Raw genomic sequence first — 24430 nt, forward strand, 5'->3', positions numbered from 1 at the left:
CCCCTCTCGCGTATTAAAACTGTGCTCCTAGAGATTCGTCGTGTGAGCGAGTTGGCTGGTGGGCTTTCTAGGTGTGGCTCTTTGCGTGCTCGCTAGCTCACACCCGCCACACCTAGCCCCTCTCGCGTATTAAAACTGTGCTCCTAGAGATTCGTCGTGTGAGCGAGTTGGCTGGTGGGCTTTCTAGGTGTGGCTCTTTGCGTGCTCGCTAGCTCACACCCGCCACACCTAGCCCCTCTCGCGTATTAAAACTGTGCTCCTAGAGATTCGTCGTGTGAGCGAGTTGGCTGGTGGGCTTTCTAGGTGTGGCTCTTTGCGTGCTCGCTAGCTCACACCCGCCACACCTAGCCCCTCTCGCGCATCAGATCTTGCTACCAGATGCGCACGCGGTCTTCCGGCGCCAGGTAGAGGGCGTCACCCTCCTGCACATCGAACGCGTCGTAGAACTCGTCGATGTTGCGCACGATGCCGTTGACGCGGAACTCACTCGGCGAGTGCGGGTCAACCGCCAGCATCATCTCTTCGAACTGCTGGCGTGCCTTGGTGCGCCAGCCGATGCCCCAGCCCATGAACACGCGCTGCAGAGCGGTGTAACCGTCAATGACGGGAGCGTCCTCAATGGAGGTAATGCCCTCCTTTGCCAGCGCAATCTTGTACGCCTTCAACCCAATGGACAGGCCGCCAAGATCGCCAATGTTCTCGCCTAGAGTCAGCTCACCGTTCACAGTGTACTTCTCGGGGTCAAGGCCTGCCGGGGTGTACTTGTTGTACTGGTCAACCAAGGACGCGGTGCGCTTGGTGAACTCCTCGCGGTCGGTTTCTGTCCACCAGTTGTTCAGCGCGCCGGTGCCATCGTACTTTGAACCCTGATCGTCAAAGCCGTGGCCAATCTCGTGGCCGATCACAGCACCAATACCGCCGTAGTTCACGGCATCGTCAGCTTCGGGATCAAAGTAAGGCGGTTGCAAAATCGCTGCCGGGAACACAATCTCGTTAGCCGGCGGCATGTAGTAGGCGTTGACGGTCTGCGGGCTCATCAGCCACTCGGTTTTATCAACGGGCTCACCGATGCGGTTCAGCATGAAGTTGTGTTCGTGCAGGGTCGCGCGTCGAACGTTCTCAAAGAGGTCGCCCTTTTCGAACTCAAGGTCTGAGTAGTCGCGCCACTTGTCGGTGTAACCGATCTTGGTCACGAACTTGCCCAGCTTCTCCAGCGCGCGCTCGCGGGTTTCGTCGGTCATCCAGTCCAGTTCGGTGATGGACTGGCGGTAGGCCTCAATGAGGTTATCGACCAGTACCAGCATTTTCTGCTTGTGCTCCGGCGGGAAGTGCACGGCAACGTATTCCTTGCCCACTTCGTCCGCGATGTAGCTCTCCAGCAGTGAGATGCCGCGCTTCCAGCGCTCGCGGACTTCTTCGGTACCCGAAAGGGTGCGGCCGTAGAAGTCGAAGTTGGCCTCAACCATTTCTTTGTTGAGTAGGGATGCGCGTGCTGAGGTGTACTGCCAAATCAGCCAGAGCTTCCAGGTCATCAGCGGGACGTCCGCGAACATCTTGGCTGCGCCCTCAAAGAATGAGGGCTGTGAGACAACCACGGTGCCGAAATTTTCAACGGAAGAGCCGATACCTTCAATGTACTTGGCGAAGGGGAAACCGGGGAACTTGTCTTCAAGCTCAGCGGCGGGTACGGGGTTGTAACGCTTGTCGGCATCGCGGTTTTCGACGTTGCTCCAGTGATGCGAGGCAATTTCGGTTTCGTGCGCCATGATGATCTGACCAACGAGATCCGGAGTCAGACCAAAGGGCTCAGCAGCACCGGTGAGGGTGAACATGCGCTCAATGTGCTTGACGTAGGCCTGGCGAATGTCCTCGTACTTGTCTTCGCGGTAGTAGGATTCGTCGGGCAAACCAAGACCTGACTGGCCAAGGTACACGGTGTAGTAACCGGGGTTCTTAGCGTCGATGCTGGTGTACCAGCCGAAGAGTCCGCCGACGCCCGCGCGGTCCGCGTCCGCCATAACCTTCACAAACTGGTCGGTGGTCTGCGCTTCAAGAATCGGAGTGAGCTCGCGCAGTAGCGGAATGACGCCTTCGGTTTCAATACGCTCAACGCTCATAAAAGAGTTGTAGAGCGCGCCGATGCGTGACTCCGGGTCTTCGACGGCGATTTTTTCTACGATTTCGCGGACGTTTTTCTCTGCCTCATCGCGCAGAAAGTACATGCCGCCGTCTTTGGAGCGGTCCGCGGGAATCTCGTAGGTGTCTAGCCACTTGCCGTTGACGTGGCGGAAAAAATCGTCAGCTGGTTTTACTGATGAATCAATGAATTCTAGGTCGAGTCCTGATTTTTTAGTCATACCCCAAGTTTAGGCGGTGAGATTGTGGACGTCACTGTGAGAGACCGGCTGTTCACTACCCAAGAAAGGATGCCCGTGTTGCGAAACTATTTATGCCAGATCTAACCAGTTTTCCGTCTCACTGGACTTGCTCTACAGAGTGATCTTTTACAAACCTCAAAAATAGGAATCTCTGTTTATCATTTTATTGGTAAACTTTATCTGACCGTTCTCTATAGTTATCTTTCTGCTACCCGGCAGATTCAATTAAGCCGAAGGGCTCCGCCGATGACTTCCCCCATTTCACGACGCAATCTCGCCAGAGGCATGGTTTGGTCAGCTCCAGTAGTAATTGCTTCAGTAAGAGTGCCAGCGTTTGCTGCATCTGTTAATCCGGAGTATCTCTGGTATGACAGCCAGTCTCATGAGTTCGTGCCTAAAGGTGGCTCTATTAAAGACCTCTACGTCTACACCACCGACCCCGTCGATGAAAATCCTGCTGGCTTTTCTATTAGCTACAAGCCGGGTATGGGCGAGGACACCACGGCTACCTTGCAACGCCTAGACTACTACGTCATGGTGCCTACACGGTTCTCTAATGACGGCATCCCAGCCACATATGGTTCCACCTCCACCTACTGGACCCCTCTTACCAAGGTCACAGCTGCAACTCTTGCCGTCGATAATGGGGCTGGTGGAACGACCAGTATTTCTACCACTGGGTATAACGTATATAAGACGAGTTTTAAAGGTGTAATGACAAATCCTGTTGTCGGTATTGATGGGCGAACCACATGGCCAGGAACCACAGTTGATCTCGGCTTCTTTGGGCTTACTAAAGCGACAACCGGATCATACTATGCAGGGTACGTTACTAGCTTTACTACCGCTAACGGATTCACGATGACAGACAGTAACGGTATTGAGAAGTACACCTTCTAACATTCAAGTAGCGTACTGAATGAGGCAAAACTTTTGCTTGGCCTGACTGCTATGTGACCAACAACTGCACCCTTGTTTATTGTTTGTTGGGGAAAGTAACCCGTAGGCTAGTGCCTTATGACTGAGAATCACTCCTCCCCAGATACACATAAAAATCCGCCAACGGGTGCGTTACCTGCGGCTCGGTTAGACCGCGCTGATTTTCTGCTTCTTGCCGTGATGGTGGTCGCGGCGTTCGTCCTTATCTTGAACGAGACCCTGCTCGGTGTTGCGTTGCCGTCAATTATGGCTGACCTTCATGTTTCGGCTTCCCTCGGCCAGTGGTCTTCAACAGCGTTTATGCTGACAATGGCTGTGGTAACCCCGGCGTCCGGCTTTATTCTGTCGCGTTTTAGCATTCGCCAGGTGTTCTCTGGGGCGATGATTCTCTTTGCAATCGGTACGCTGGTTGCGGCTCTTGCCCCGTCCTTTGGTTTTCTGCTGCTGGGACGCGTGCTACAGGCTGGCGGCACCGGCGTCATCATGCCGCTGCTGATGACTACCATGCTGCGTCTTGTGCCGCTACAGATGCGCGGTAAGGCGATGGGCATTATCGGTATGGTCATTTCGGCGGCTCCTGCGATGGGCCCCACCGTGTCCGGTCTCATTCTGTCAGTGGGATCATGGCGTTTGCTGTTCTGGATGGTCCTTCCTATCGGTCTCATTGCCCTGCTGGTCGGGTTTAAACTGGCGCCCGCTACCCGCGATGCTGGCGACTCGCAGAAGCTCGACCTTCTCTCCGTTGCGCTCTCAACCATCGGATTTGGTAGCCTGGTTCTGGGCTTGAGTTCCTTCGGCGGTCACTCCGGTCACGGTGGCGGCTCGCTTCCCGTGAACCCCTGGGTTGCCGTTATTGTTGCGGTTATCGCCCTCGTATGGTTTGTTCTGCGTCAGATTAAACTGCAGAGCACAGGCACTCCTTTCTTAGATATGCGCGTGTTCAAAGCCTTCCCCTTCACACTGACCGTGCTCATGAGCTCCGTTGGTATGGGCGTTATGCTGGGCACCGCGATTTTGATTCCGCTCTACACAGCCAACGCCCTGGGCGTGGACGCGCTCACCACCGGCCTGCTCCTGCTTCCCGGCGGCATCGTCATGGCTGTTCTCAGCCCCTTCGTCGGTGGACTCGTCGATAAATTCGGCGCTCGCACCCTCGTTGTGCCCGGTGCCATCGCACTGAGCGCATCCGTCTGGATGATGTCAACCTTCGGCGTGAACACCCCGCTGTGGTTTATCGTGGCATCGCACGTGCTCATGAGCATCGCCCTGCCCTTCATCAACACCCCCATGATGACCCTTGGCTTAGGTAGTCTGGACGCGTCCCTCTACTCATTCGGTAGCTCCGCGCTTTCTGCCATTCAGCAGGTGGCAGGTGCAGCTGCAACAGCCCTGTTCGTGATGCTCATGGGCGTCGGTATCGCCTCATACGGTGGCGGAAACACCCCCGAAGCTAACGCGGCAGGCGTCCACTTTGCCCTGCTGATTGCGGCATTCGTGTCACTATCAGCCATCGTTCTTGCCTTCCTCGTGCCCAGCGGAAAGACTAAGGGCGAAGCCCCTATGGCTCACTAAAAATCTACTGACACATCGTAAAAGGTTGGCCCCCTGAACTCTGAAAGTTCAGGGGGCCAACCTTTTTAAAAGAAAACAGCGCACCGCTGTTAAAGGGGAAAGCGATGCGCTGTTTCATGCATAGAACTGGTATTCCAAAAGACTGAAAGAAATAATCTTTAAGTTCATTGAAGCTACCAGATTCATGCATAAGCCATACGCCACAAGGAGGTGCTCTAGGTCGGGAAAAACCCAGGGACCTTGAGGCATTTGGCTCTTTACAATCCTACAGCCCTTCTCTAAACCGTCAGGGAGAGAAGTTGTAGGCGTTAATGAGATGGTGAGCCCGATTGCACTGTGTTACGTGTATCAGTTTACTTGTGTGGAAAAGTAATTCACGGGTGGTTCAACACGGGGGAGGGGGAAGGTGCGTGGTTCCACCGGGCTTACCATCAGTAAGTTAGTGGATTAGCCAGCGTAGTCGTAGCTCCATGAGTCTGACCAGCCCCATGATGAGTGCCACTCCCAGTTCGGGCCGAGGATGTCCTCATGTGACCAGTTGATGTCGCCGGTTGCCCAGTCGGTGTCATCTGCAGGAAGCTCGTCAACGGGTTCTTCAACAGGTGCAGGGGTCTCGTCGATGGGCTCTTCAACAGGAGCGGGCGTCTCATCTACGGGAGCGGGAGTCTCGTCAACCGGTGCAGGGGTTTCCTCTTCAGGGGTTACGTCAACGCCAGCAGTGGTTTCAATCCAAGTGCCGGTCTGTGAGAGCAGTGCGTAGTTTGAACCTGCGTGGATATCGCCACTGGGATCAGCGTTGTCACCGGTTGAGCAAACTGCTACAACCTTGCCGTTGACAACCAAGGGTCCGCCTGAGTCACCGTGGTTTGAAGCGCCATCGTTACCGGTCAAGTGAGCTGCCTTGCCATAGTACGCGTCGGTGGATGTGCCGTCGATGGTCACGGTTGCGGTGCGCAGGTGGTCGGTGGGCTGCTTGTAAGCGCCAAGACCAAAGCCGTAGATGTGGCCGAGAGTGATGTTCTCGGGTACTTCGTAAGTGGTGTCTACCTCTGCGTATGAAGACAGGGGAGCTTCTTCTGAAAGGTGTACCAGAGCGATGTCGCCCTTAGGAGCTGCGTGTACTGAGTCAACTGCGATCGGTTCGCCGCGATCAACCTGGTCGTTTGACTGGTAAACGTTCATGCGTGCAACGTCGTCGATGCAGTGACGAGCGGTCAGTACCCATTCGTCGTTGAGCTGTTCACCGCTGCAGCCGTAGGTCTCTACGGTGCCACCGGAGTGGGTCTGGAATTCAAGCTGAACCATCCATTCGACGTTAGCCTCGGAGCCACCCACGACGTAGGGAGAAGCGTCCTGCGCGAATGCTGATGAAGCCGCCGATGCGGTCAGTGCTGCTGCAACTGCTGATGTTGCGAGCATCTTTGAGAGTTTCATGAAGTTTCCTTTGAAACAGTAGGTGTGTGAATGAATGTGGTTTATTCGCTTCACCTGGGGATGCTGGTTTCAAAGGGAGTCCGCAAAAATCACTGGGGATTTGGGTGCCGCTGGCGGTTGGTATGGCGCCGTTGGCGTTGGTTCGTGATGATGCCGGTGGTTCAGTTATGAAACTCGGCAATGCTTTTGCGTTTGCCCGCTTCAAAACTCAGCTGGATTGATTCTAAGCAGGTTATTTGCACTTGTCAGCCCGGAGTTTTGTGGGTCTAAATGTATATGTGGAGGAAAATTTTTTTGTGTTATTCGGTGTCGCAGAATCAGATTTTCCTGTTTATAATTTCGCCGCCTACCTTAAAACAAGCCCAAGAGGTAGAAAAATAGCCTATTTGAGTAACTTAAACTTTGTTAGTAATCGCTCTCTAAAGGGGGTCTCTGTGGGCTATTCTGCAGGGGAAAATTTTGCAGAGTCTCTTGTTTCAAAAAATAAGAAGACCCCCGTCTCGCTAGGACATATACCGATTTTTACCATCGGTAAAGTTTCTGCGAGCCGGGGGTTGTAGGGCGCGCGGCGAGGGGATAACTATCGGAGGATAGGGGAATCGCTACGCGTCCTCGTTAGAGCTTTACGCTCTAAGGAGTGACATCTACACCCGAGGTGGTTTCGATCCAGTCGGCTGACTGGGAGAGCAGTACGTAGTTTGAGCCTGCGTTAATGTTGGCGCCGGGATCGTTTTCATCACCGGTTGAGCAGACAGCTACGACCTTGCCGTTGACAACGAGAGGTCCGCCTGAATCGCCGTGGTTAGCTGCACCGGAGTTGCCGGTGAGGTGCGCTGCGATGCCGTAGTACGCGTCGGTGGATGTGCCGTCGATGGTCACGGTTGCGGTGCGCAAGGTGGTGGTGGGCTGTTTGTTTGCGCCCAAGCCGTAACCGAAGATCGAGTCGGTATCGCCGGGGGTTACTTCGTAGTTCGCGTCCACATCAGCGTACGAGTTGAGCGGAGCTGATTCTGACAGGTGCACCAGTGCAATGTCGCCTGCAGGGGCTGCGTGTACCGAGTCGGCTGCGATGGGCTCGCCGCGGTCAATCTGGTCGTTTGACTGGTAGACGTTCATGCGTGCAACGTTCTCCACGCAGTGGCGCGCGGTGAATACCCACTCGTCATTGAGCTGTTCACCGGTGCAACCGTAAGTCTCTACAGAGCCGCCACTGTGGGTTTGGAATTCAAGCTGGACGGTCTATTCTGAGGTTGCCTGCGAGCCACCCACGATGTAGGGGGATGCTGCAGGTGCTGCGGATGCGGGTGCCATGGCTGCTGCGGACAGTGCGCAGGTTGCCAGTGCGGCTGAGAGAACTCGTGAAGTTTTCATAACGGGGTTCCTTTTTGTGTTCAAGTGAATTGTGAATACGTGTTGTCGTCGTGTTCACAGATTGGTGTGGCTGAGGTTGGTTCTCACCGGGCGCCCCTGAAAAGTTCCGCCCTCAGTTGGCATGAATTGTATGCACAAAAACTGTGGGCTGCCATGAGGTCGTTTGTGGGCTTAATTGAGGTTTTAGAAAAAATTTAGACTGGTATATGGGTGGCGATTTGTGGCGTCCTTGCGTACGCTCCCGCCTTGAAAAGTGCTTCAATTCGCTGAAGTTGTTTTAATGTGCTTAAAAATTGAAAGTAAATTTCGGGTGTGGAGACGCTGATTTTTAGCCGTAGGTTATTTAGGGGACAAATATTTTAAAAATGACTGATAAACGGTAGCTATGAGTAAAAAATTATCTTTACGCATCCGCGCTACCGGGTCACAAACCTGTCGCGTCCTACCTCGCTGACGTATAAAAGAAGAGAAGGAAAATCGTGATCGTCAAGGAGATAGCGCATGCAGTACCGCCAGCTTGGACATTCCGGCCTCACCGTCTCAACCGTAGGGTTAGGGTGCAACAACTTAGGGCGCACTAAAACCGCCACCGAAACTCAGGAGGGTACCAACCGCGTCATCGCCGCCGCGGTGGATGCCGGCATCACGCTTTTCGACGTTGCTGATATCTACGGCTCAGCCCCCGGCGTCTCGGAAACCATGTTCGGCAAGGCACTGAAAACTTTGGACTCTTCGGTGCGTGACGACATTGTGCTCGTGACTAAGTTCGGTATGGACATGGACGGCGCAAACGGCGCTGACTACGGTGTTCGCGGCTCGCGTCGTTACATCATGCGCGCGGTAGAGGCATCTTTGCAACGCCTAGGAACCGATCACATCGACCTGTACTTTCACCATACCCCGGATACCCTGACGCCGGTTGAAGAGACGCTTTCTGCGCTGAATACCCTCATTGAGCAGGGAAAAGTGCGTTACATCGGAAACTCCAACCACTCCGGCTGGCAGATTGCCCAGGCCGAGTATGTGGCACGCGAGCTGGGGACTCACCGCTACATCGCAGCAGAAAACCACTACAACCTGCTGGACCGCCGCGCAGAACTAGAAGTCATGCCCGCCGCCCGCGAATTTGGTATGGGTGTTCTGCCCTACTTCCCGCTGGCAAACGGGCTACTCACCGGCAAGTACACGCGCGGCAATGCGCCTGCCGACGGACGCCTGACTCAGCTCAAACCGCAGATTTTGGAAGGCGCCAACTGGGAGCAGTTAGAGGCGTTTAGTGCGTTCGCATCCGAGCGTGGTTTGAGTGAAGTGCAGGTGGCATTTGCGTGGTTGGCCGCGCAGAATCCCGTCGCGTCCGTAATTGCCGGCGCTACCAGTGAGCAGCAGGTGCAGGCAAACGCGGCAACCGCGTCCGTGGAACTTTCCGCAGACGATTTGGCGGCGCTCGACGAGATTTTCCCCGCACCCGAGAAAATCGCGCTGTTCTAGGCAGTGCGCGCAAGTAACCCCTGGCGTTTCGCTCACCGCAAGTAGTTAAAGTACTAGCGGATGAGCGAAAAGGCAGGGGTTAGGTTTAGCTCAGCAAACACCCATAAAGGTAGATTTACATGGCAACATTTTCGGCTGACGTACACGGCTACTCCCTCTATGATTTCTCGAATGAGAACCGTGGGTTAGGGTGGACGCTTGATCCTTCCCAGTGCGCTTTACTAGTGCATGATTTTCTGCCTTACTACTTGGAGGTTTTACCCGAAAATTTACAGGCTGAACTCGTGCGCAATGTTGCCGGCGCGGTGAGCTGGGCACAAGCGAATGATGTTCCGGTTGTGACATCAGCCCCGCGTCCTGCCACTGTTGCACAGCAACGAGGATTGGGGGGAAAACTGTGGGGACTGGGACCAAGTGCTGTTCAGACTCAGGAGGCAATTCTGCCCGAGCTGAGGGGCTGCGTGCGTATTCACAAGCGGTCACTCAGTGCTTTTTACGCCACCGATCTAGAGGTAGAACTTCGCCGCCTGGGTAAAAGTCAGCTTATAGTCGCCGGACTTTATGTGGCTGGTGGTATCGTCGCAACAAGTTTTGATGCTCTCGCTCGGGACCTAGAGTTCTTTGTGGTTGCCGACGCTGTTGCTGATTACACCGTTGACCGTCATCATTTCGCGCTAGAGCAAATAGCGGGCACCACAGGACAAGTGGTGTCCCTGGCAAATCTACCTCGCTAAATGAGACACATTCAGCGCGGACGCCCGAAACCCCTGGCGTTCCGCTCACCGCAAGTAGTTAAAGTACCAGCGGATGAGCGCAACGGCAGGGGTTAGGGCAGAGGTTGACCCGCGTCCACCTACAGGAACTGCGCCATGCCCACGGAGCCTTCGAGCTTTTTCTCGAAGCCGTGTTTGAGGTAGAGCGGCTGGCCGGGCGCGTCCGCAATCAGAGTGACGTAAGCACCGTCATCCGCCTCGGCGCGAATCTTATTGAGTAGGGCCGTCAAAACGGCGTTGCCTAGCCCCTGACGCTGGTGCTCGGGCAGAACCGCCATATCAGCAACGTTGAAGTACCAGGCGCCATCTCCAATGACGCGTCCCATTGCCACCACTTCGCCGGTAGGCACGTGCGTCACCCGGTAAAACGCCCACGAGCCAGCAATCGCACCAGTAGCCTGACGCTCAGACCGAGGTGTCATGCCCGCCCGCTCGCGCAGCGCGCAGTACTGGGTAGGGCTGGGGGCGGCTTCTTCAAGAACATAATCAGCAGAAATAGGCATGTCTTCAGCATAATCGCTCGGCGAACCTAGCTGCCCGGCCAGTAACTCATGTAAAGTTTCTCCGTTATCTGATTTAGCGAGAGAAGAACGATGAGCACATCAGCACACGCTCCTGCTAGGCGGTCCCGCCTAAACCTTTACACCTGGATCGTCACTCTTGGCGGGTTTTTGTTTGGGTATGATACCGGCATTATTAATGGTGCGTTGCCGTTTTTGCAGCAGCAGTTTTCACTCTCACCTGTAGCGGAGGGTGTTACTACTAGCTCGTTGACGCTGGGTGCTGCGCTGGGTGCGATGACGGTGGGTCAGCTGGTTGATAGGTTTGGCCGCCGCCGCGTCCTCTTCGTTCTTGCGCTGGTTTTTATCGCGGGTTCAACGGGCATAGCTTTCGCGCCTACCCTGCCGGTTTTGGTGGCTTTTCGCGTCGTAGTGGGGCTGGCGGTAGGTGCGGCGTCTGCTGTTGTTCCGCTGTACTTGGCTGAGATCGCGCCACCTGATCAGCGCGGTGCCATTGTTACTCGTAACCAGTTCATGATTGTGACTGGCCAGCTTCTGGCGTACGGAATGAACGCGTGGCTCGGCAATGTTTTCCTGCACGAACCCGGTATTTGGCGCATTATGTTTGCGCTATCCGCAATCCCCGCGCTTGCCCTGTTCCTCGGTATGTTTGCGGTGCCCGAGTCGCCCCGCTGGTTGCTTCTGGCAGGACGCGAGGCAACCGCCCGTCGCGTCCTTGAAAAGACCAGTGCGGATGCTTCTGCCGAGTACGCGCACCTGCACGATTCCATCGAGAAGGAACGCTCTACTCGCGCCGGTACTCTGCGTGATCTTTTTGCGTCCAAGGCGTTGCGTCGCATCCTGCTGATCGGTGCAGCGATCGGTATTGTTCAGCAGATTACCGGCGTGAACGCGCTGATGTACTACGGCACGCAGGTGTTGCGCGAGTCTGGTTTCGCCACGGATGCGGCACTCACCGCCAACATTGCCAACGGCGCTATTTCGGTGCTGGGCGCGGCGATCGGCATCTGGTTTGTGGGGCGTCTGCCTCGTCGCCTCACGCTCACCGTGGGCCTTGCCGGAACAACGCTTTCACTGCTTGCTCTTGCCCTAATCTCAACCTTTGTGGACGGTAGCGCTCGCGCCTGGTTTGTGCTGATTATTTCTGTTATTTTCCTGGTTTTCCAACAGGGCGCGGTTTCGCCGGTGACCTGGGTGCTGATGTCTGAGGTCTTCCCGTCACGCGTTCGCGGCGCTGGCATGGGTGCGGTGACTTTTGTGTCCTGGCTGGCTAACTTCGCGGTGTCCTTCAGCTTTCCTCAGATTGTGGCGGCATTCGGATTAGGCATTACCTTCGGTATTTTTGCGGTGCTGGGCGTTGGCGCGATTCTCTTTGTGCGTGCGTTGGTTCCTGAAACTGCAGGACGCGCGTTGGAGGATATTGAGGCGTAAGATGCGCGGCGGTGGTGTGCAAGTGGGGCGTAACTTTCTGCCTTTGACTAGGAGCTGAGTCGCTTGACCGGCTAGTGTGGTATGTAAGCTTATTGTCCCCCGTAGAAAGCCCTCATGGCACACTCATTTTTTCCCCGTCTCGCATCCTTTTCTTTGCTGACCGCATTTTTGTTGACCGGATGCGCCGCCGATAACACCGCGCAGAGTAGCGGCGAAAACCCTGCTCAGAGCTCATCAACCGGCGCGGGCGCATCCTCTTCTGAACAGTCGTCGACTATCTCACCAAGCGCCACATCGAGCGCGATCCCTAGCCCTACCCAAACTCAGACTGAGCTCCCCGGTGGCGGGCAGAAAATCTTTCAGAACCGCAGGTACGTAGCGTTGTACGGTGCACCGGGTCGCCCGGCTCTTGGCGTGCTGGGGGAGCAGGAGTCCTCTCAGTCGGTGGTCCGCGTCCAAGAGCTGGTTAAGCAGTATCAGCCCTACAGTAAAGAGAAGGTGTACCCCGCCTTTGAGGTCATCGCGACAACAGCCTCTAGCGTGCCTGGTACTGACGGGGATTACTCTGATGAAGCAACGGTGAAAGATCTCAAACCGCTCATCGAAGAAGCCGCTAAGAACGATGTGTACGTGGTGCTTGATTTCCAGCCTGGACGCTCGGATTTCTTGAGTCAGGTGGTGCGCTACGAGGAGCTTTTGAAACTTCCCAATGTGGGTGTGGGTATTGATCCCGAATGGCGTCTTCTGCCGTGGCAGGTGCACCTGCAACAGATCGGTTCGGTGCAGGCCGCTGAGGTCAATCAGACCCTCGACTACCTTGCGCAACTCACCCGAGAGAATAAGCTACCCCAGAAAATGGTGGTGCTCCACCAGTTCACCGGCACCATGATTACCGAACGCGAGACGCTGAACACCGCGCATCCTGAACTCGCACTCACCTTGCACGCGGACGGCCACGGCACACCATCACTGAAAACGGATACCTACAACACCTTGCTGGCAGGGCTGAGCAAAGACATCAAGCCATCCTGGAAGAACTTCTACGATGAAGACACGCCCATGCTCACGCCAGAACAGACCTATGCGCTGACCCCCAAGCCCTGGGTGGTCACCTACCAGTAGGGGTAATTCACTGCGTCCTTTCAATATCCGTAGTGGAAGTAACTTTTTATCCGCAGATTGAGGGTTATTCAGTTACCTGACCGGACGTAAAATATAAGAAGACAAATTCACTACGGAAGGTCCCACCCCATGTCTGATGCTGCCGCAGTGCACGCTGAGCTGGTTGAACGCGCTGAGCAAGCCGCGATGAAGCTTGAGAAAGAGCGCAATAACCGCTGGTACCCCAGCTTTCATATTGCTGCCCGTTCGGGGTGGATCAACGATCCCAACGGTCTGTCCTTCTTTAACGGACGCTACCAGGTGTTCTACCAGCATCACGCGTATTCTGCCTATTGGGGTCCGATGCACTGGGGCCACGTTTCGTCTGAGGATATGGTGACTTTCCGCCGTGAGCATGTGGCACTCGCGCCCTCAATTGAGGCTGACCGTGACGGCGTTTTCTCGGGCTCCGCTGTGGTGGGCGATGATGGCAAGTTGTATGCCTACTACACCGGTCACCGTTGGAACAATATGTTCAACGATGACGATGGTGCCTTGCAGGTGCAGTGCTTGGCGACGTCTGAAGACGGTGTTGTCTTCACTAAGCACGGCGTAGTTGTTGAGGGCCCGGGGCTTAAGCACTTCCGCGACCCTAAGGTTTTCCGCATCGACGGCATCTGGTACATGATTTTTGGTGCATGTTCAGAGGACAACCGCGGTCAGGTGTGGATGTACACTTCCACTGACATGTTCAACTGGGAATTCGACCGCATCCTTTTTGAGGATCCTAATCCCGATGCTTTCATGCTGGAATGCCCCGATATCTTTCCGCTGGGCGATAAGTGGGTGCTGATTTACTGCCCCATGGGTCCGCGCAAGGACGCCTACCAGGCACGCAACAGTCACAATGCCGGTTATGTGGTGGGCGACTGGGCGCCGGGTGAAGACTTCAAGCAACTCACCGATTACCGTCTGATTGACTGGGGCCATAACTTCTACGCACCGCAGACTTTTGAGGCACCCGACGGCCGCCGTATTTGCTACGGCTGGATGGGCTCGTTCACCATTGGTACGCCCAGCCAGGAGACCGATGGTTGGGGTGGCCAGCTCACCGTTCCGCGTGAGCTATCGCTGGATGAGGATTTGAACCTCATTAATTACCCCGTGGCTGAGATTGAAAAACTGCGCGGTGAGAAGACCGAGTTCGGCAGCTTTGTGCTGGGCCTTAACCAAGACAAGGTGCTGCTTGAGCAGACTCCGCCCTGTGAGATTTTGTTAGACGTTGATTTGAGCGTGACTGACAGTGAGCGTGTGGGCTTGAAGATTGGTCTCACCGAGGACGGCTCGCACACCTACGTGGGCTACGATTCGCTAGCTGAACGCATCTTTGTTGACCGCCGTCTTGCCGGTAACGGCGACCGCGGCTACCGCGCCGCGCCCTTCCCCGGCGGCGATAAGCTGAGCCTTCGCATCCTAATTGACCGGGGTTCTGTCGAAGTATTCGTTAACGGTGGCGTGCAGAGCGTGACATCTTTTGCGTTCCCGAATGCCGGTGACCGCTCCGTGGCATTGAGCTCAGAATCGGGGTCGATTACCGTTGACCGTCTGGATATTTACCCGCTCGACACCATTTGGGAAGACGAGCGCCAGTAGCAAAGGGCTGCTACATACAAAATTCCCGGAGGACATATGTTTTTCGTATGTCCTCCGGGGATTTCATGTGTGAAAGAGGTTTAGGCTCCGTGCTCGGTACATGAGGGGTAAAGCTCGGTTTGGTTCTGATCGGCAACCCAGCAGAGCGTGCCTATGGCGATGAGTCCGGTGATACCTCCGGCTACGAGAATAAGCATGATGACTCCTTTGTCAGCGAAGTTATTAACGTAGTGCAACCTTCCGGTTAAATGTAATTTAAGACACAGTTCTTTTAAATTCAAGGGTTTGCCGAACATTACGCACGCAGTAGGCTGATGGTAGCGACTGCGCAAGGCAGGACGCGTAATCGCGCCGTGTGCGGTAGGAAAGCTTGAACTGCAGAAGGTTCTGATGGCTCGTATTTTTGCTCACCGTGGCATGTCTGCAATTGCCCCCGAAAACACTCTGGCCGCTATTGGTCAGTGCGCAGATTACGGGGTGACCTGGTTTGAAGCGGACGTGGATATCATCGCTGATGGAACCGTCGTTGTTATCCACGACAGCCACCTGGATCGCACGACTAACCGCACCGGAAGTATCTATGATCTTCAGGCGTCCGACCTTGAAAATATTGATACCGGCTCGTGGTTCTCGCAAGAATTTGCGGGGGAGGGGCTGCCTACTCTGGCGCAGCTGGTTGAGCTGATGAATGAAAAGAAACTCAACGGCAATATTGAGATTAAGTCCAATGAGCAGGGTACTGAGCGCACCTATCAGCTCATTGATGCTGTGATTGCTGAACTTGAAAAACTTGATGATGACCGCGAGGTTCTGATTTCGTCCTTCAATCAGTTGTTGCTGGCTGAACTCAAGCGTCGTGCGCCGCATCTGCGACTTGGTGTTCTGTTTAGCAAAGAAGCTCTTGGCTACGACTGGCGTTCCATTGTTGAGTTGGTGGGTGCTGATGCTATTCACGTTGATGAAGACGGTCTGACCCGCGAGATGGTGCAGATCGCGCGTTCTGCTGGTGTTGAAATCAATGTGTGGACGGTGAATTCTCGTGCGCGCGCCAATGAACTTATTAACTGGGGCGTAGACGGCGTTATTACTGATGAAGCGCACACTTTTATTGAATTGGAAAGTGGTCGATAAGAAAGGGTTGGACTTTCTGTCAGCACCAAACTAATCAGTCTATTTGATTAGTTTGGTGCTGACAGCTACTATCAAACTATGGATTCAACACAAAAACTCGCAGAGGAAATCCGCGCTTTCACGTGGCACCTCACCCGAAAGATGGCGCAAGAATCCACCCACATTGGCAAATTCACGCCCTCGCAAGAGGCTGTTGCTGTACGCATCCACCAGCAACCCGGCCGCACCGGCGCTGAAATTTCGCGTCAACTTTTTCTCACCCCGCAGTCAATCAACGTCACCGTCATGACCATGATCGACGAAGGCTTCGTAGAAGTGCGCAAAAGCGCTCGCGATGGCCGCCGCCGCGAACTCTACCTCACCGCATCAGGCAATGCTGAAGTTGAAAAAATTCGCGCCTACAAAACCCTATGGCTGCGCGAAGAACTTGATGAAAAACTCACCGACGAGGAACGGGAACAGGCCCTTGCTGCACTCGCATCCCTCAAAAAAGTACTGCCAGAACTCTAAGGATTACCGATGACTCTCACCGCTATTGATGCTTCGTCAGCGCTTATTGCTGTGGATCTTCAGCAGGGTATTTTGAACTTTGCAGACCCTGCAGAACGCGAAAAAATCGTGAAGAACACTGCTCGTTTGGCGGACGAATTCCACGCGCGCAACCTGCCGGTGATTTGGGTGCGTGCGCTGGGCATGCCTGCCGACCGTAAAGAAATGGGACCTCCCGCAGGCGATCATCATGAGTCATGGAACGCCCCCGATGAGAACCTGCCCATTGATGAATCTCGCGATCTTGTGGTGTTCAAGCGTGCACTGAGCTGCTTTACCGTTCCTGAAACCACCGAATACCTCAAAAAGCACGGGTCCACCCAGGTAGTTATTACCGGTCTTGCTGCGGGGGTCGGTGTTGAGTCAACGGCGCGTTCAGCATTCGACGCCGGCTACAACGTCACCGTAGTTTCGGACGCGGTGACCGACGGTATGCCCGAGCGTCTGGAAAGCGCGCTGAAGATTTCTATGCCCTCGTTTGCGGAAATCGGTACCACCCAGAATGTGCTGGATCTCCTGGCGTAGTTCGCGCTCTCACCGCCGTCCGTTGCTGAAAAGAAAGTTTGCTGTGTCCAGTCGCTATCATTCTGATCCTTCTCAGGCTGGGCAAGGCAACCCCTTCACGCGCGGATTCACTCTTGCGCTCTTGCTGGGCGTTACGCTGAACCCGCTCAATACGTCGGTGGTTGCCACCGCGCTGGTCAGCATTGGTGAGTATTTCTCGGTGGGGGTGGGCGGCTCTGCGCTCATGAGCGTTGCGATTGCGGTTGTTGGTGTGACTCTTTCAGGCGTGGCAATGGGGCTTGCGAATGTCGGTAACCAGGCGATGCTGTATATCGCCAGCCCGCCCAAAGATATGGGCATCAATAGCGGCTTCTATCGCACCGCGTCCTATCTGGGTGGTTTTGTGGCAACCGGCGTGATAGCCACTCTCTTTAGTGGGGGCGCGTCGAATGCGTCCATGCTGGTCTTTGCGGGCGTGTTTGCGGTGCTTGCTGTGGTACTGGTGGGGTTGACGGTGGCAGATCGCGAGACTCCTGCGCGTAGCTAGGGCGCGGGGTGCCGCTGTGGCGCGCCTGTTTTGTAAGTCACCTTGCTATTTCGGTGTTCCGCGTAAGATCTGGTGATAGTGTCAAAATATAAATAAGTATCGCAGATGCCAATTTAGCTCTGCGTGCTGAACCATCACCGAACCACCTTCACAAGGAGCACACAGTGACTATAGAAAACGACTGGGATTCACGATCTGAAGACGTACAGAAAGACCAGGTAGCCGCCTACGATCGCATGCGTAGCAAATGCCCCGTCGCGCACGACGATTTCATGGGCTATTCACTGTTCAAAAACGAGGATATTCGCTACGTCAACGAACACCCCGAAATCTTCTCCAACAAGGTCTCAACCCGCCACATCGCTGTTCCCAACGGTATGGATGCCCCCGAACACACTGCCTTCCGCGCGGTAAATGACAAGTACTTCACCCCTGAACGCATGGATGCGTTTGAACCTAAAGCTCGCGCAATTTTGGCCGAGCTGGTGGCCGATTTGCCCCGCGGTGAAGAAGTCGAAATCATGGACGATTTCGCCCAACTGTACGCCATGCGCATCCAAAACGAGTTCATGGGCTGGCCCGCCGAACTTGAGCGTCCGCTGATTGAATGGATTGATAAGAACCGCAAAGCAACCCTCAAGCGCGACCGCGAGGAGATTGCCCAGGTAGCACTGGAATTTGATGGTTACATTCACGACCTGTTGCAGGCTCGTCGCGACGCTGGCGATAACGCGCCGCAGGACGTCACCACCGAGCTGCTTCATGACACCGTGAAGTTGCCCGAGGGGGAGCGCACCATGACTGAGGAAGAGCTGATTTCGCTCATTCGCAACTGGACCGTGGGTGAGCTGTCCACCGTCTCAGCATGCGCGGGTATCATCGTGAACTTCTTGGCAAACCACCCCGAAGAGCAGAAGCGTCTGCGCGAGAACCCGGCTGGGATTCCTGCGGCCGTTGAAGAAATCATGCGACTGGAAGATCCGCTGGTCACTAACCGCCGCATCACCACCCAAGAAGTTGAGGTGGGCGGACGCGTCCTGCCCGAGGGGTCGCGCGTCACCATCAACTGGGCAAGTGCTAACCGCGATGAGGATGCTTTCGAAGATGCGCTGGAGTACAAGCCCGAGCGCAGCCAAGAGAAGAATTTGGTGTACGGTTCGGGCATTCACGTGTGCCCCGGTGCGCCGCTGGCGCGCTTGGAGTTGCGAGTGCTCATGGAGGAGCTGCTGAAGGGCACTGAATCTATTGAGGTTAAGAAGACCGAGAACGCGATTTACCCGGCTGCCGGCTACTCAACGGTGAAAGCTGTTATCAACTAATTTTTAACCGCGAGAGGCTGAGTGGAGATTTTCCGAGCTAGCGAGGAAATGAAAATCTCCACTCAGAAAGCTCACGGGTTTACTTGCCCGCGAATATTTCTAATGAAAAGCATTCTTTAGCCGCGAGAGGGGAGGGATATGCCGTTTTTAGCTAAAAAACGGCACATCCCTCCCCTCTCGCATTAAAAAGATGTATTTACACTAGACAGCCTGCATATTTTTGCATTTTCAATAGCTCTTTATGCATAAAAACTAACCAAACGGTTATTTTTTTGATAGATTCTTTAAGTCTTCTCGAGTCCCCGATTAAGAACCACATTCAATCGAAGTACAGAAGGAGTCAAAAGTTTGAGCGTTAGTAACCATGTTTCCGCCCCGCCCGGCGATGAATCAGAAAGTTCCCCGCATTCTCAGAATCCCACCAGTACAACTAATTGGTGGGTCTTTTTAGGTGCGGCGCTTGGTGTCCTAGCTGTTTCTCTGTGGGGCATTTTCTCTCCCACCTCTGCCGAGACAGCGCTTGGCGCGGTGGTTGGCTGGGTATCTTCAAGTTTTGGCTGGTTTTATGTTCTAACCGCTACCCTGGTCTTGGTGTTCATCGTTGTGGTGGCTTTTACTAAACAGGGAAATACTCGTTTGGGGCCGGATCACTCGCGTCCGCAGTATTCACTGTTCTCATGGACAGCTATGCTCTTTGCAGCCGGTATCGGCGTGGACCTCATGTTCTATTCGGTTCTTGAGCCGGTCACTCAGTATTACACCCCGCCGCAGGGGCAGGGAGAAACTGCTGAAGCTGCCCGTCAAGCAGTGGTGTGGACGCTGTTCCACTACGGCATTACAGGGTGGGGTATGTATGCCCTTATGGGTATGGCTTTTGGCTTCTTTGCTTTTCGCTATAACCTGCCTCTTTCCATTCGTTCTGCGCTTTACCCCATTATTGGACGTCGCATCAAAGGACGCATGGGCGATGCCGTTGATGTAGCAGCTTTGCTTGGCACTGTTTTTGGTGTTGCTACTTCTTTGGGTATTGGCGTGGTTCAGATTAACTACGGTCTGCAGTTTCTCTTTGGCTGGGAGCAGGGTACCGCTGTTCAAATTGGTCTGATTATTGTGTCCGTTGCTCTAGCCATCGCGTCGGCGGTTTCTGGCGTTGATAAGGGCATTCGTCGACTGTCAGAGCTCAACATCTACCTGGCTGTAGCTCTTATGCTGTACGTGCTGGTGATGGGTAAGACAGAAACCCTGATGAACGCCATCATCATGAATCTGGGTGATTACCTGAGCCGCTTCCCGGGCATGACCATGAACACCATGGCGTACGATCATCCGACCGAATGGATGAATGGTTGGACGCTATTTTTCTGGGCATGGTGGGTTGCGTGGTCTCCCTTTGTGGGCCTGTTCCTCGCTCGTATTTCTCGCGGTCGTACTATCCGCGAGTTCGTTATCGGAACACTGACCATTCCTTTCATCTTTATTCTGCTGTGGATTTCCATCTTCGGTAACGCTGCTTTGGAACTGATTTACGAGCAGGGCAACTCTGCGTTCGGTGATGTCATTATGAACGAGCCTGAGCAGGCATTTTACTCATTACTGGCTCAATATCCCGGAGCTGTTCCTGCCGCAGCGGTCGCAACGTTTACCGGACTACTCTTTTACGTGACCAGTGCGGATTCTGGTGCTTTGGTGATGTCAAACTTCGCTACGCGCATTGAAGATCCTAATGAGGATGGCCCCAAGTGGATGCGTGTATTCTGGGCGGTTGCCACCGGCCTGCTCACTATTGCCATGCTGCTGGTAGGCGGTATCGCCACTTTGCAGGCCGCCACCATCGTCTTTGGTTTGCCGTTTGCGATTGTTTTATACTTGGTGATGTTTGGTCTGTGGAAAGCTCTACGGCTGGAACGCCATCAGATTGATTCACGCGCCGCCGCGCTTGCCGGTATTCGCGCGTCCAACCGAACGATGAGCATCGAGCCGGCGACTAATCAGCGTAACTGGCGTCAGCGCCTGGCTCGCTCGGTTTCTTACCCGGATGCTCGTGCCATTAGCCGATACATGCAAGGCACTGTCGAACCGGCTTTGGCTGAGGTGTCAGCTGCTCTTTGCGATGCAGGTGTCAACGCAGAGATTGAAAAGGGGCACGACCCCGCGACGCAGCTTCCTTACATTACCCTCACTGAGCATATGGACGGTGAACAGGACTTTATCTACCAGGTTTATCCGGTAGCGAGCCAGACACCTAAGTATTTGCTGGCGACCGACCGTGAGGACGATCTCTACTTCAGGTTGGAGCCTTTTGCTATTACTGGTTCTCGTGGTTACGACATCTACGGGTACACCAAGGAGCAGATTATCCACGATGTGCTGGATAACCACGAGAGACACTTGGAATTTATTCGCTTATCAGGTGTAACCCCGGTGGAGATTGCCCGAGGTGTTACCCCGGTGACCGGGGCGACTGAAATCATTGGAGCTGAGACCGGGTTGATTGACTGGTCGCAAGACTTTAAAGACGAAAAAGCTACATCAGGTTCTATCGCAGTAAATCCTGCTTCAGATAAAGGAGAAAAATAAATGAGCAAGACCCTCTTTATCAACGGTGAATGGGTTGCAGCCACCGAGGGCGGAACCCGAACGATTGTCTGCCCTGCCAACGGCGAAGAGGTAGGTGTAGTTGCAGAAGCTACAGCTACCGATACAGAAAAGGCTATTGCCGCTGCCCGCGCTGCGTTTGATAACAAAGCATGGGATATCACCGCACCCGAGCGCGGTAGCTTTCTCATTAAAGTCGCTGAGCAGATTCGCGAACGCAAAGACGAGTTCGCACGCGCAGAATCTTTAGATACCGGTAAGCGCCTGGTCGAGTCAGAAATTGATATGGACGACATCGCTAACTGCTTTGAGTACTACGGCAAAATTGCCGGGCAGGACGCTGGTCGTATGGTCGATGCTGGTGACCCCGCCGTGGTTTCTAAGATCGTGCACGAGCCCGTTGGCGTGTGCGGCATGATTACCCCCTGGAACTACCCGCTTTTGCAGGCTGCCTGGAAAATTGCTCCCGCGCTCGCTGCCGGAAATACCTTCGTCCTCAAGCCCGCTGAACTTACGCCGCACACCGCAATTTTGATTATTGATGTGCTGGATAAACTCGGACTGCCCCCAGGCGTTGCCAACCTGGTGCTGGGCGCAGGCGCAGAGGCCGGTGCGCCGCTTTCTAGCCACCCCGATGTTGACCTTGTGTCATTTACCGGTGGCTTGGCGACCGGCCGAAAGATCGCCGAATCAGCTGCTGCTACCGTCAAAAAAGTAGCGCTCGAGTTGGGCGGCAAGAACCCCAACGTTATTTTTGCCGACGCTGATTTTGACGCCGCAGTAGACAACGCGCTCAACGGTGCTTTCGTACATTCTGGCCAGGTCTGCTCGGCGGGCGCTCGCATCATTGTTGAGGAATCTATCGCCGAAAAATTCACCAAGGAACTGGTGCGCCGTGCCGAGAACATTCGCATTGGTGGGCCCTTCGATGAAAACGCAGAAACCGGTGCGCTCATCTCAGCAGAACACCGTCAGAAGATCACCGACTATGTGGAGGCGGGCAAGGCAGAAGGCGCTCGCGTCCTCACCGGCGGCGAATGGGCAACCGAGGGCGATCTAGAAAAGGGTTACTTCTATAAACCCACCGTAATTGATCAGGTCAAACGCGGTATGTCATTGGTGCGAGACGAAGCTTTCGGGCCCGTCGTCACCATTGAAACTTTCACCACCGAAGAAGAAGCAGTAGCAACTGCCAACGACACTCACTACGGTCTGGCGGGTGCGGTGTGGACGTCTAACGCTGGTCGTGCTGAGCGTATCGCTGCGCAGCTGCGTCACGGCACCATCTGGATCAACGACTTCCACCCTTACCTGCCGCAGGCAGAATGGGGCGGCTACAAGCAGTCCGGCACCGGTCGCGAGCTGGGCCTGCACGGTCTTGCTGAGTACACCGAAACCAAGCACATCTACCACAACACTGCACCCGCAGTGACGGGCTGGTTCGAAGACACCAAGTAAACCACTGAACAATTGGAAGGACTGAAAACTATGGCAGAAATCCAGGAATTCGACTTTATTATTGTTGGCGGTGGCTCCTCCGGTGCGGCAACAGCTGCGCGACTGAGCGAAAAGAACCCACATAAGCAGGTAGCACTTATTGAGGCAGGCCCCGATGACCAGGGCATTGACGAAATCCTGCAGCTTAACCGTTGGATGGAACTGCTCGAATCAGGTTACGACTGGGACTACCAGATTGAACCCCAAGAAAACGGAAACTCCTTCATGCGCATGGCGCGTGCAAAGGTCATGGGTGGCTGCTCATCGCACAACTCCTGCATTGCTTTTTGGGCACCCGCTGAAGACATGGACGAGTGGGAAACCAAGTACGGTGCCACCGGCTGGAACGCTGAAAACGCCTTCCGCTTGTATAAGCAGCTAGAAAACAATGAAGACGCTGGCAAGGCAGGCAACGAGCACCACGGCGACTCCGGCCCCGTGCGCCTGATGAACGTGCCCCCGGCAGATCCCTGCGGCGTCGCCGTCCTTGATGCTTGTGAACAGGCAGGTATTCCGCGCACCCAGTTCAACTCGGGTAAGACCGTTATCAACGGCGCTAACTTCTTCCAGATTAACCGCAAGGAAGACGGCACCCGCGCGTCCTCATCGGTGTCTTACATTCACCCGATTCGCGACCGAGAAAACTTTCACCTCATCACGAGCACTCAGGTAAAGCGCGTCCTCATTGACGAGAACAAACGCGCAACCGGCATTGAGGTAGTGGACAACGCCTTTGGTACGCCTCGCGTTATCAAGGCTCGTGAAGAGATTATTCTCTCCGCAGGCGCTATTGATACCCCCAAGCTGCTCATGCTTTCAGGCGTTGGCCCGGCGGAACACTTGGCAGAAGTTGGCGTAGAAACTCTGGTTGATGCACCCGGCGTGGGTGAAAACCTTCAGGATCACCCCGAAGCGGTTATCCAGTGGGAAGCTAAGAAGCCCATGGTTGAAGACTCCACCCAGTGGTGGGAAATTGGCATCTTCACCCAGCTAGAAACCGGGCACGAGGAGCAGTTCCCGGGTCGTCCTAACTTCATGATGCACTACGGCTCCGTGAATTTCGATATGCACACCCTGCGACGCGGTATGCCCGGCACCAACAATGTCTTCTGCCTAACCCCGAACGTGCCTCATGCTCGCTCGCGCGGTACCGTGCGTCTGCGTTCCATGGATTTCCGCGACAAGCCCAAGGTCGATCCCCGTTACTTCACCGATGCTGAAGGCTACGACATGAAGATCATGATTGAGGGCATTCGTAAGGCACGCGAAATCGCGGAACAGCCGGCTCTTGCTGAGTGGAAGGGTGAGGAGCAGTTCCCCGGCGTAGATAAGCAGTCAGACGAAGAACTCGCAACTTACGTGCGCGACTGCCACAACACCGTCTACCACCCGGTCGGTACTGTGCGCATGGGTGCTGACGATGATGCTATGTCACCGTTGGACGCTCGCCTGCGCGTTAAGGGTGTTAGCGGTTTGCGTGTTGCGGATGCTTCTGTGATGCCCGAGATTACCGCGGTGAATCCCAACATCACCTGCTACATGATTGGTGAGCGAGCAGCTGAGCTCATCACCGAGGACATCGCATAAGGACTTCTCAACCGCGAGAGGCTGAGTGGAGATTTTCCGA

At 54.8% G+C, this 24430-nt stretch carries 20 protein-coding genes and 1 pseudogene; 16 read left to right on the forward strand and 5 right to left on the reverse strand.

Going from position 1 to position 24430, the window contains the following annotated elements; all coding sequences use genetic code 11:
• Positions 1–371 precede the first annotated feature (371 nt).
• Positions 372–2357 carry a M13 family metallopeptidase gene (locus HF984_RS10210; RefSeq protein WP_168615575.1) on the reverse strand — a complete coding sequence of 662 codons (1986 nt, stop codon included), beginning with the start codon at positions 2355–2357 and terminating at the stop codon, positions 372–374.
• A 267-nt stretch (positions 2358–2624) separates the two neighbouring features.
• Between HF984_RS10210 and HF984_RS10215 the strand changes: the two genes are divergently transcribed.
• Together HF984_RS10215 and HF984_RS10220 are read left to right on the forward strand one after the other, a co-directional pair.
• Positions 2625–3278, forward strand: a complete 654-nt coding sequence (locus HF984_RS10215; RefSeq protein ID WP_168615576.1) for a hypothetical protein — start codon at positions 2625–2627, stop codon at positions 3276–3278.
• Between the two features lie 117 nt (positions 3279–3395).
• The gene (locus HF984_RS10220) at positions 3396–4889 is read left to right on the forward strand and encodes a DHA2 family efflux MFS transporter permease subunit (RefSeq protein ID WP_168615577.1); all 1494 of its coding nucleotides are present in this window, start codon (positions 3396–3398) and stop codon (positions 4887–4889) included.
• A 447-nt stretch (positions 4890–5336) separates the two neighbouring features.
• On the opposite strand, the gene HF984_RS10225 is transcribed toward HF984_RS10220, so the two are convergent.
• A complete protein-coding gene (locus HF984_RS10225; protein ID WP_168615578.1) occupies positions 5337–6323 on the reverse strand; it encodes a S1 family peptidase in 987 nt (328 codons plus the stop codon).
• 26 nt (positions 6324–6349) lie between these two features.
• Here HF984_RS10225 and HF984_RS10230 point away from each other — a divergent pair, with 26 nt between their 5' ends.
• On the forward strand, positions 6350–6544 hold the full coding sequence (locus HF984_RS10230; RefSeq protein WP_168615579.1) for a hypothetical protein: 195 nt from the start codon (positions 6350–6352) through the stop codon (positions 6542–6544).
• A 409-nt stretch (positions 6545–6953) separates the two neighbouring features.
• Here HF984_RS10230 and HF984_RS10235 read toward each other — a convergent pair.
• Positions 6954–7532: pseudogene (locus tag HF984_RS10235) on the reverse strand (trypsin-like serine protease); the annotation flags it as partial.
• Positions 7533–7562: 30 nt separating this feature from the next.
• Complete coding sequence (locus tag HF984_RS11775; protein ID WP_281727821.1) at positions 7563–7694, reverse strand: hypothetical protein; 132 nt, start codon at positions 7692–7694, stop codon at positions 7563–7565.
• A gap of 501 nt (positions 7695–8195) precedes the next feature.
• Here HF984_RS11775 and HF984_RS10240 point away from each other — a divergent pair.
• Positions 8196–9182, forward strand: coding sequence for an aldo/keto reductase (locus HF984_RS10240; protein ID WP_168615580.1), 987 nt, complete (start codon positions 8196–8198; stop codon positions 9180–9182).
• Between the two features lie 119 nt (positions 9183–9301).
• A complete protein-coding gene (locus HF984_RS10245) occupies positions 9302–9916 on the forward strand; it encodes an isochorismatase family protein (RefSeq protein WP_168615581.1) in 615 nt (204 codons plus the stop codon).
• A 119-nt stretch (positions 9917–10035) separates the two neighbouring features.
• Here the strand turns inward: HF984_RS10245 and HF984_RS10250 are convergent, their stop codons facing one another.
• Positions 10036–10458 (reverse strand): GNAT family N-acetyltransferase, encoded by a 423-nt coding sequence (locus tag HF984_RS10250; RefSeq protein WP_168615582.1) that lies wholly within the window; start codon positions 10456–10458, stop codon positions 10036–10038.
• A gap of 90 nt (positions 10459–10548) precedes the next feature.
• Between HF984_RS10250 and HF984_RS10255 the strand changes: the two genes are divergently transcribed.
• From HF984_RS10255 to HF984_RS10305, 11 genes are all read left to right on the forward strand, one after another.
• Positions 10549–11907 carry a sugar porter family MFS transporter gene (locus HF984_RS10255; RefSeq protein ID WP_168615583.1) on the forward strand — a complete coding sequence of 453 codons (1359 nt, stop codon included), beginning with the start codon at positions 10549–10551 and terminating at the stop codon, positions 11905–11907.
• A 114-nt stretch (positions 11908–12021) separates the two neighbouring features.
• Positions 12022–13029, forward strand: a complete 1008-nt coding sequence (locus HF984_RS10260) for a hypothetical protein (protein ID WP_168615584.1) — start codon at positions 12022–12024, stop codon at positions 13027–13029.
• A gap of 129 nt (positions 13030–13158) precedes the next feature.
• Positions 13159–14661, forward strand: a complete 1503-nt coding sequence (locus HF984_RS10265) for a glycoside hydrolase family 32 protein (RefSeq protein ID WP_168615585.1) — start codon at positions 13159–13161, stop codon at positions 14659–14661.
• Between the two features lie 390 nt (positions 14662–15051).
• Positions 15052–15792, forward strand: a complete 741-nt coding sequence (locus HF984_RS10270) for a glycerophosphodiester phosphodiesterase family protein (protein WP_168615586.1) — start codon at positions 15052–15054, stop codon at positions 15790–15792.
• 78 nt (positions 15793–15870) lie between these two features.
• On the forward strand, positions 15871–16302 hold the full coding sequence (locus HF984_RS10275; protein ID WP_168615587.1) for a MarR family winged helix-turn-helix transcriptional regulator: 432 nt from the start codon (positions 15871–15873) through the stop codon (positions 16300–16302).
• A 9-nt stretch (positions 16303–16311) separates the two neighbouring features.
• On the forward strand, positions 16312–16866 hold the full coding sequence (locus HF984_RS10280) for a cysteine hydrolase family protein (RefSeq protein ID WP_168615588.1): 555 nt from the start codon (positions 16312–16314) through the stop codon (positions 16864–16866).
• Positions 16867–16909: 43 nt separating this feature from the next.
• Complete coding sequence (locus tag HF984_RS10285; protein ID WP_168615589.1) at positions 16910–17392, forward strand: hypothetical protein; 483 nt, start codon at positions 16910–16912, stop codon at positions 17390–17392.
• Between the two features lie 164 nt (positions 17393–17556).
• Positions 17557–18711 carry a cytochrome P450 gene (locus HF984_RS10290; RefSeq protein WP_311242034.1) on the forward strand — a complete coding sequence of 385 codons (1155 nt, stop codon included), beginning with the start codon at positions 17557–17559 and terminating at the stop codon, positions 18709–18711.
• Positions 18712–19059: 348 nt separating this feature from the next.
• Positions 19060–21288 (forward strand): choline BCCT transporter BetT, encoded by a 2229-nt coding sequence (betT, locus tag HF984_RS10295; RefSeq protein WP_168615590.1) that lies wholly within the window; start codon positions 19060–19062, stop codon positions 21286–21288.
• On the forward strand, positions 21289–22764 hold the full coding sequence (locus HF984_RS10300; protein WP_168615591.1) for an aldehyde dehydrogenase family protein: 1476 nt from the start codon (positions 21289–21291) through the stop codon (positions 22762–22764).
• Between the two features lie 30 nt (positions 22765–22794).
• A complete protein-coding gene (locus HF984_RS10305; protein WP_168615592.1) occupies positions 22795–24390 on the forward strand; it encodes a GMC family oxidoreductase in 1596 nt (531 codons plus the stop codon).
• Positions 24391–24430 lie beyond the last annotated feature (40 nt).

Source organism: Rothia terrae (genome assembly GCF_012396615.1).
Taxonomy (GTDB): Bacteria; Actinomycetota; Actinomycetes; order Actinomycetales; family Micrococcaceae; genus Rothia; species Rothia terrae.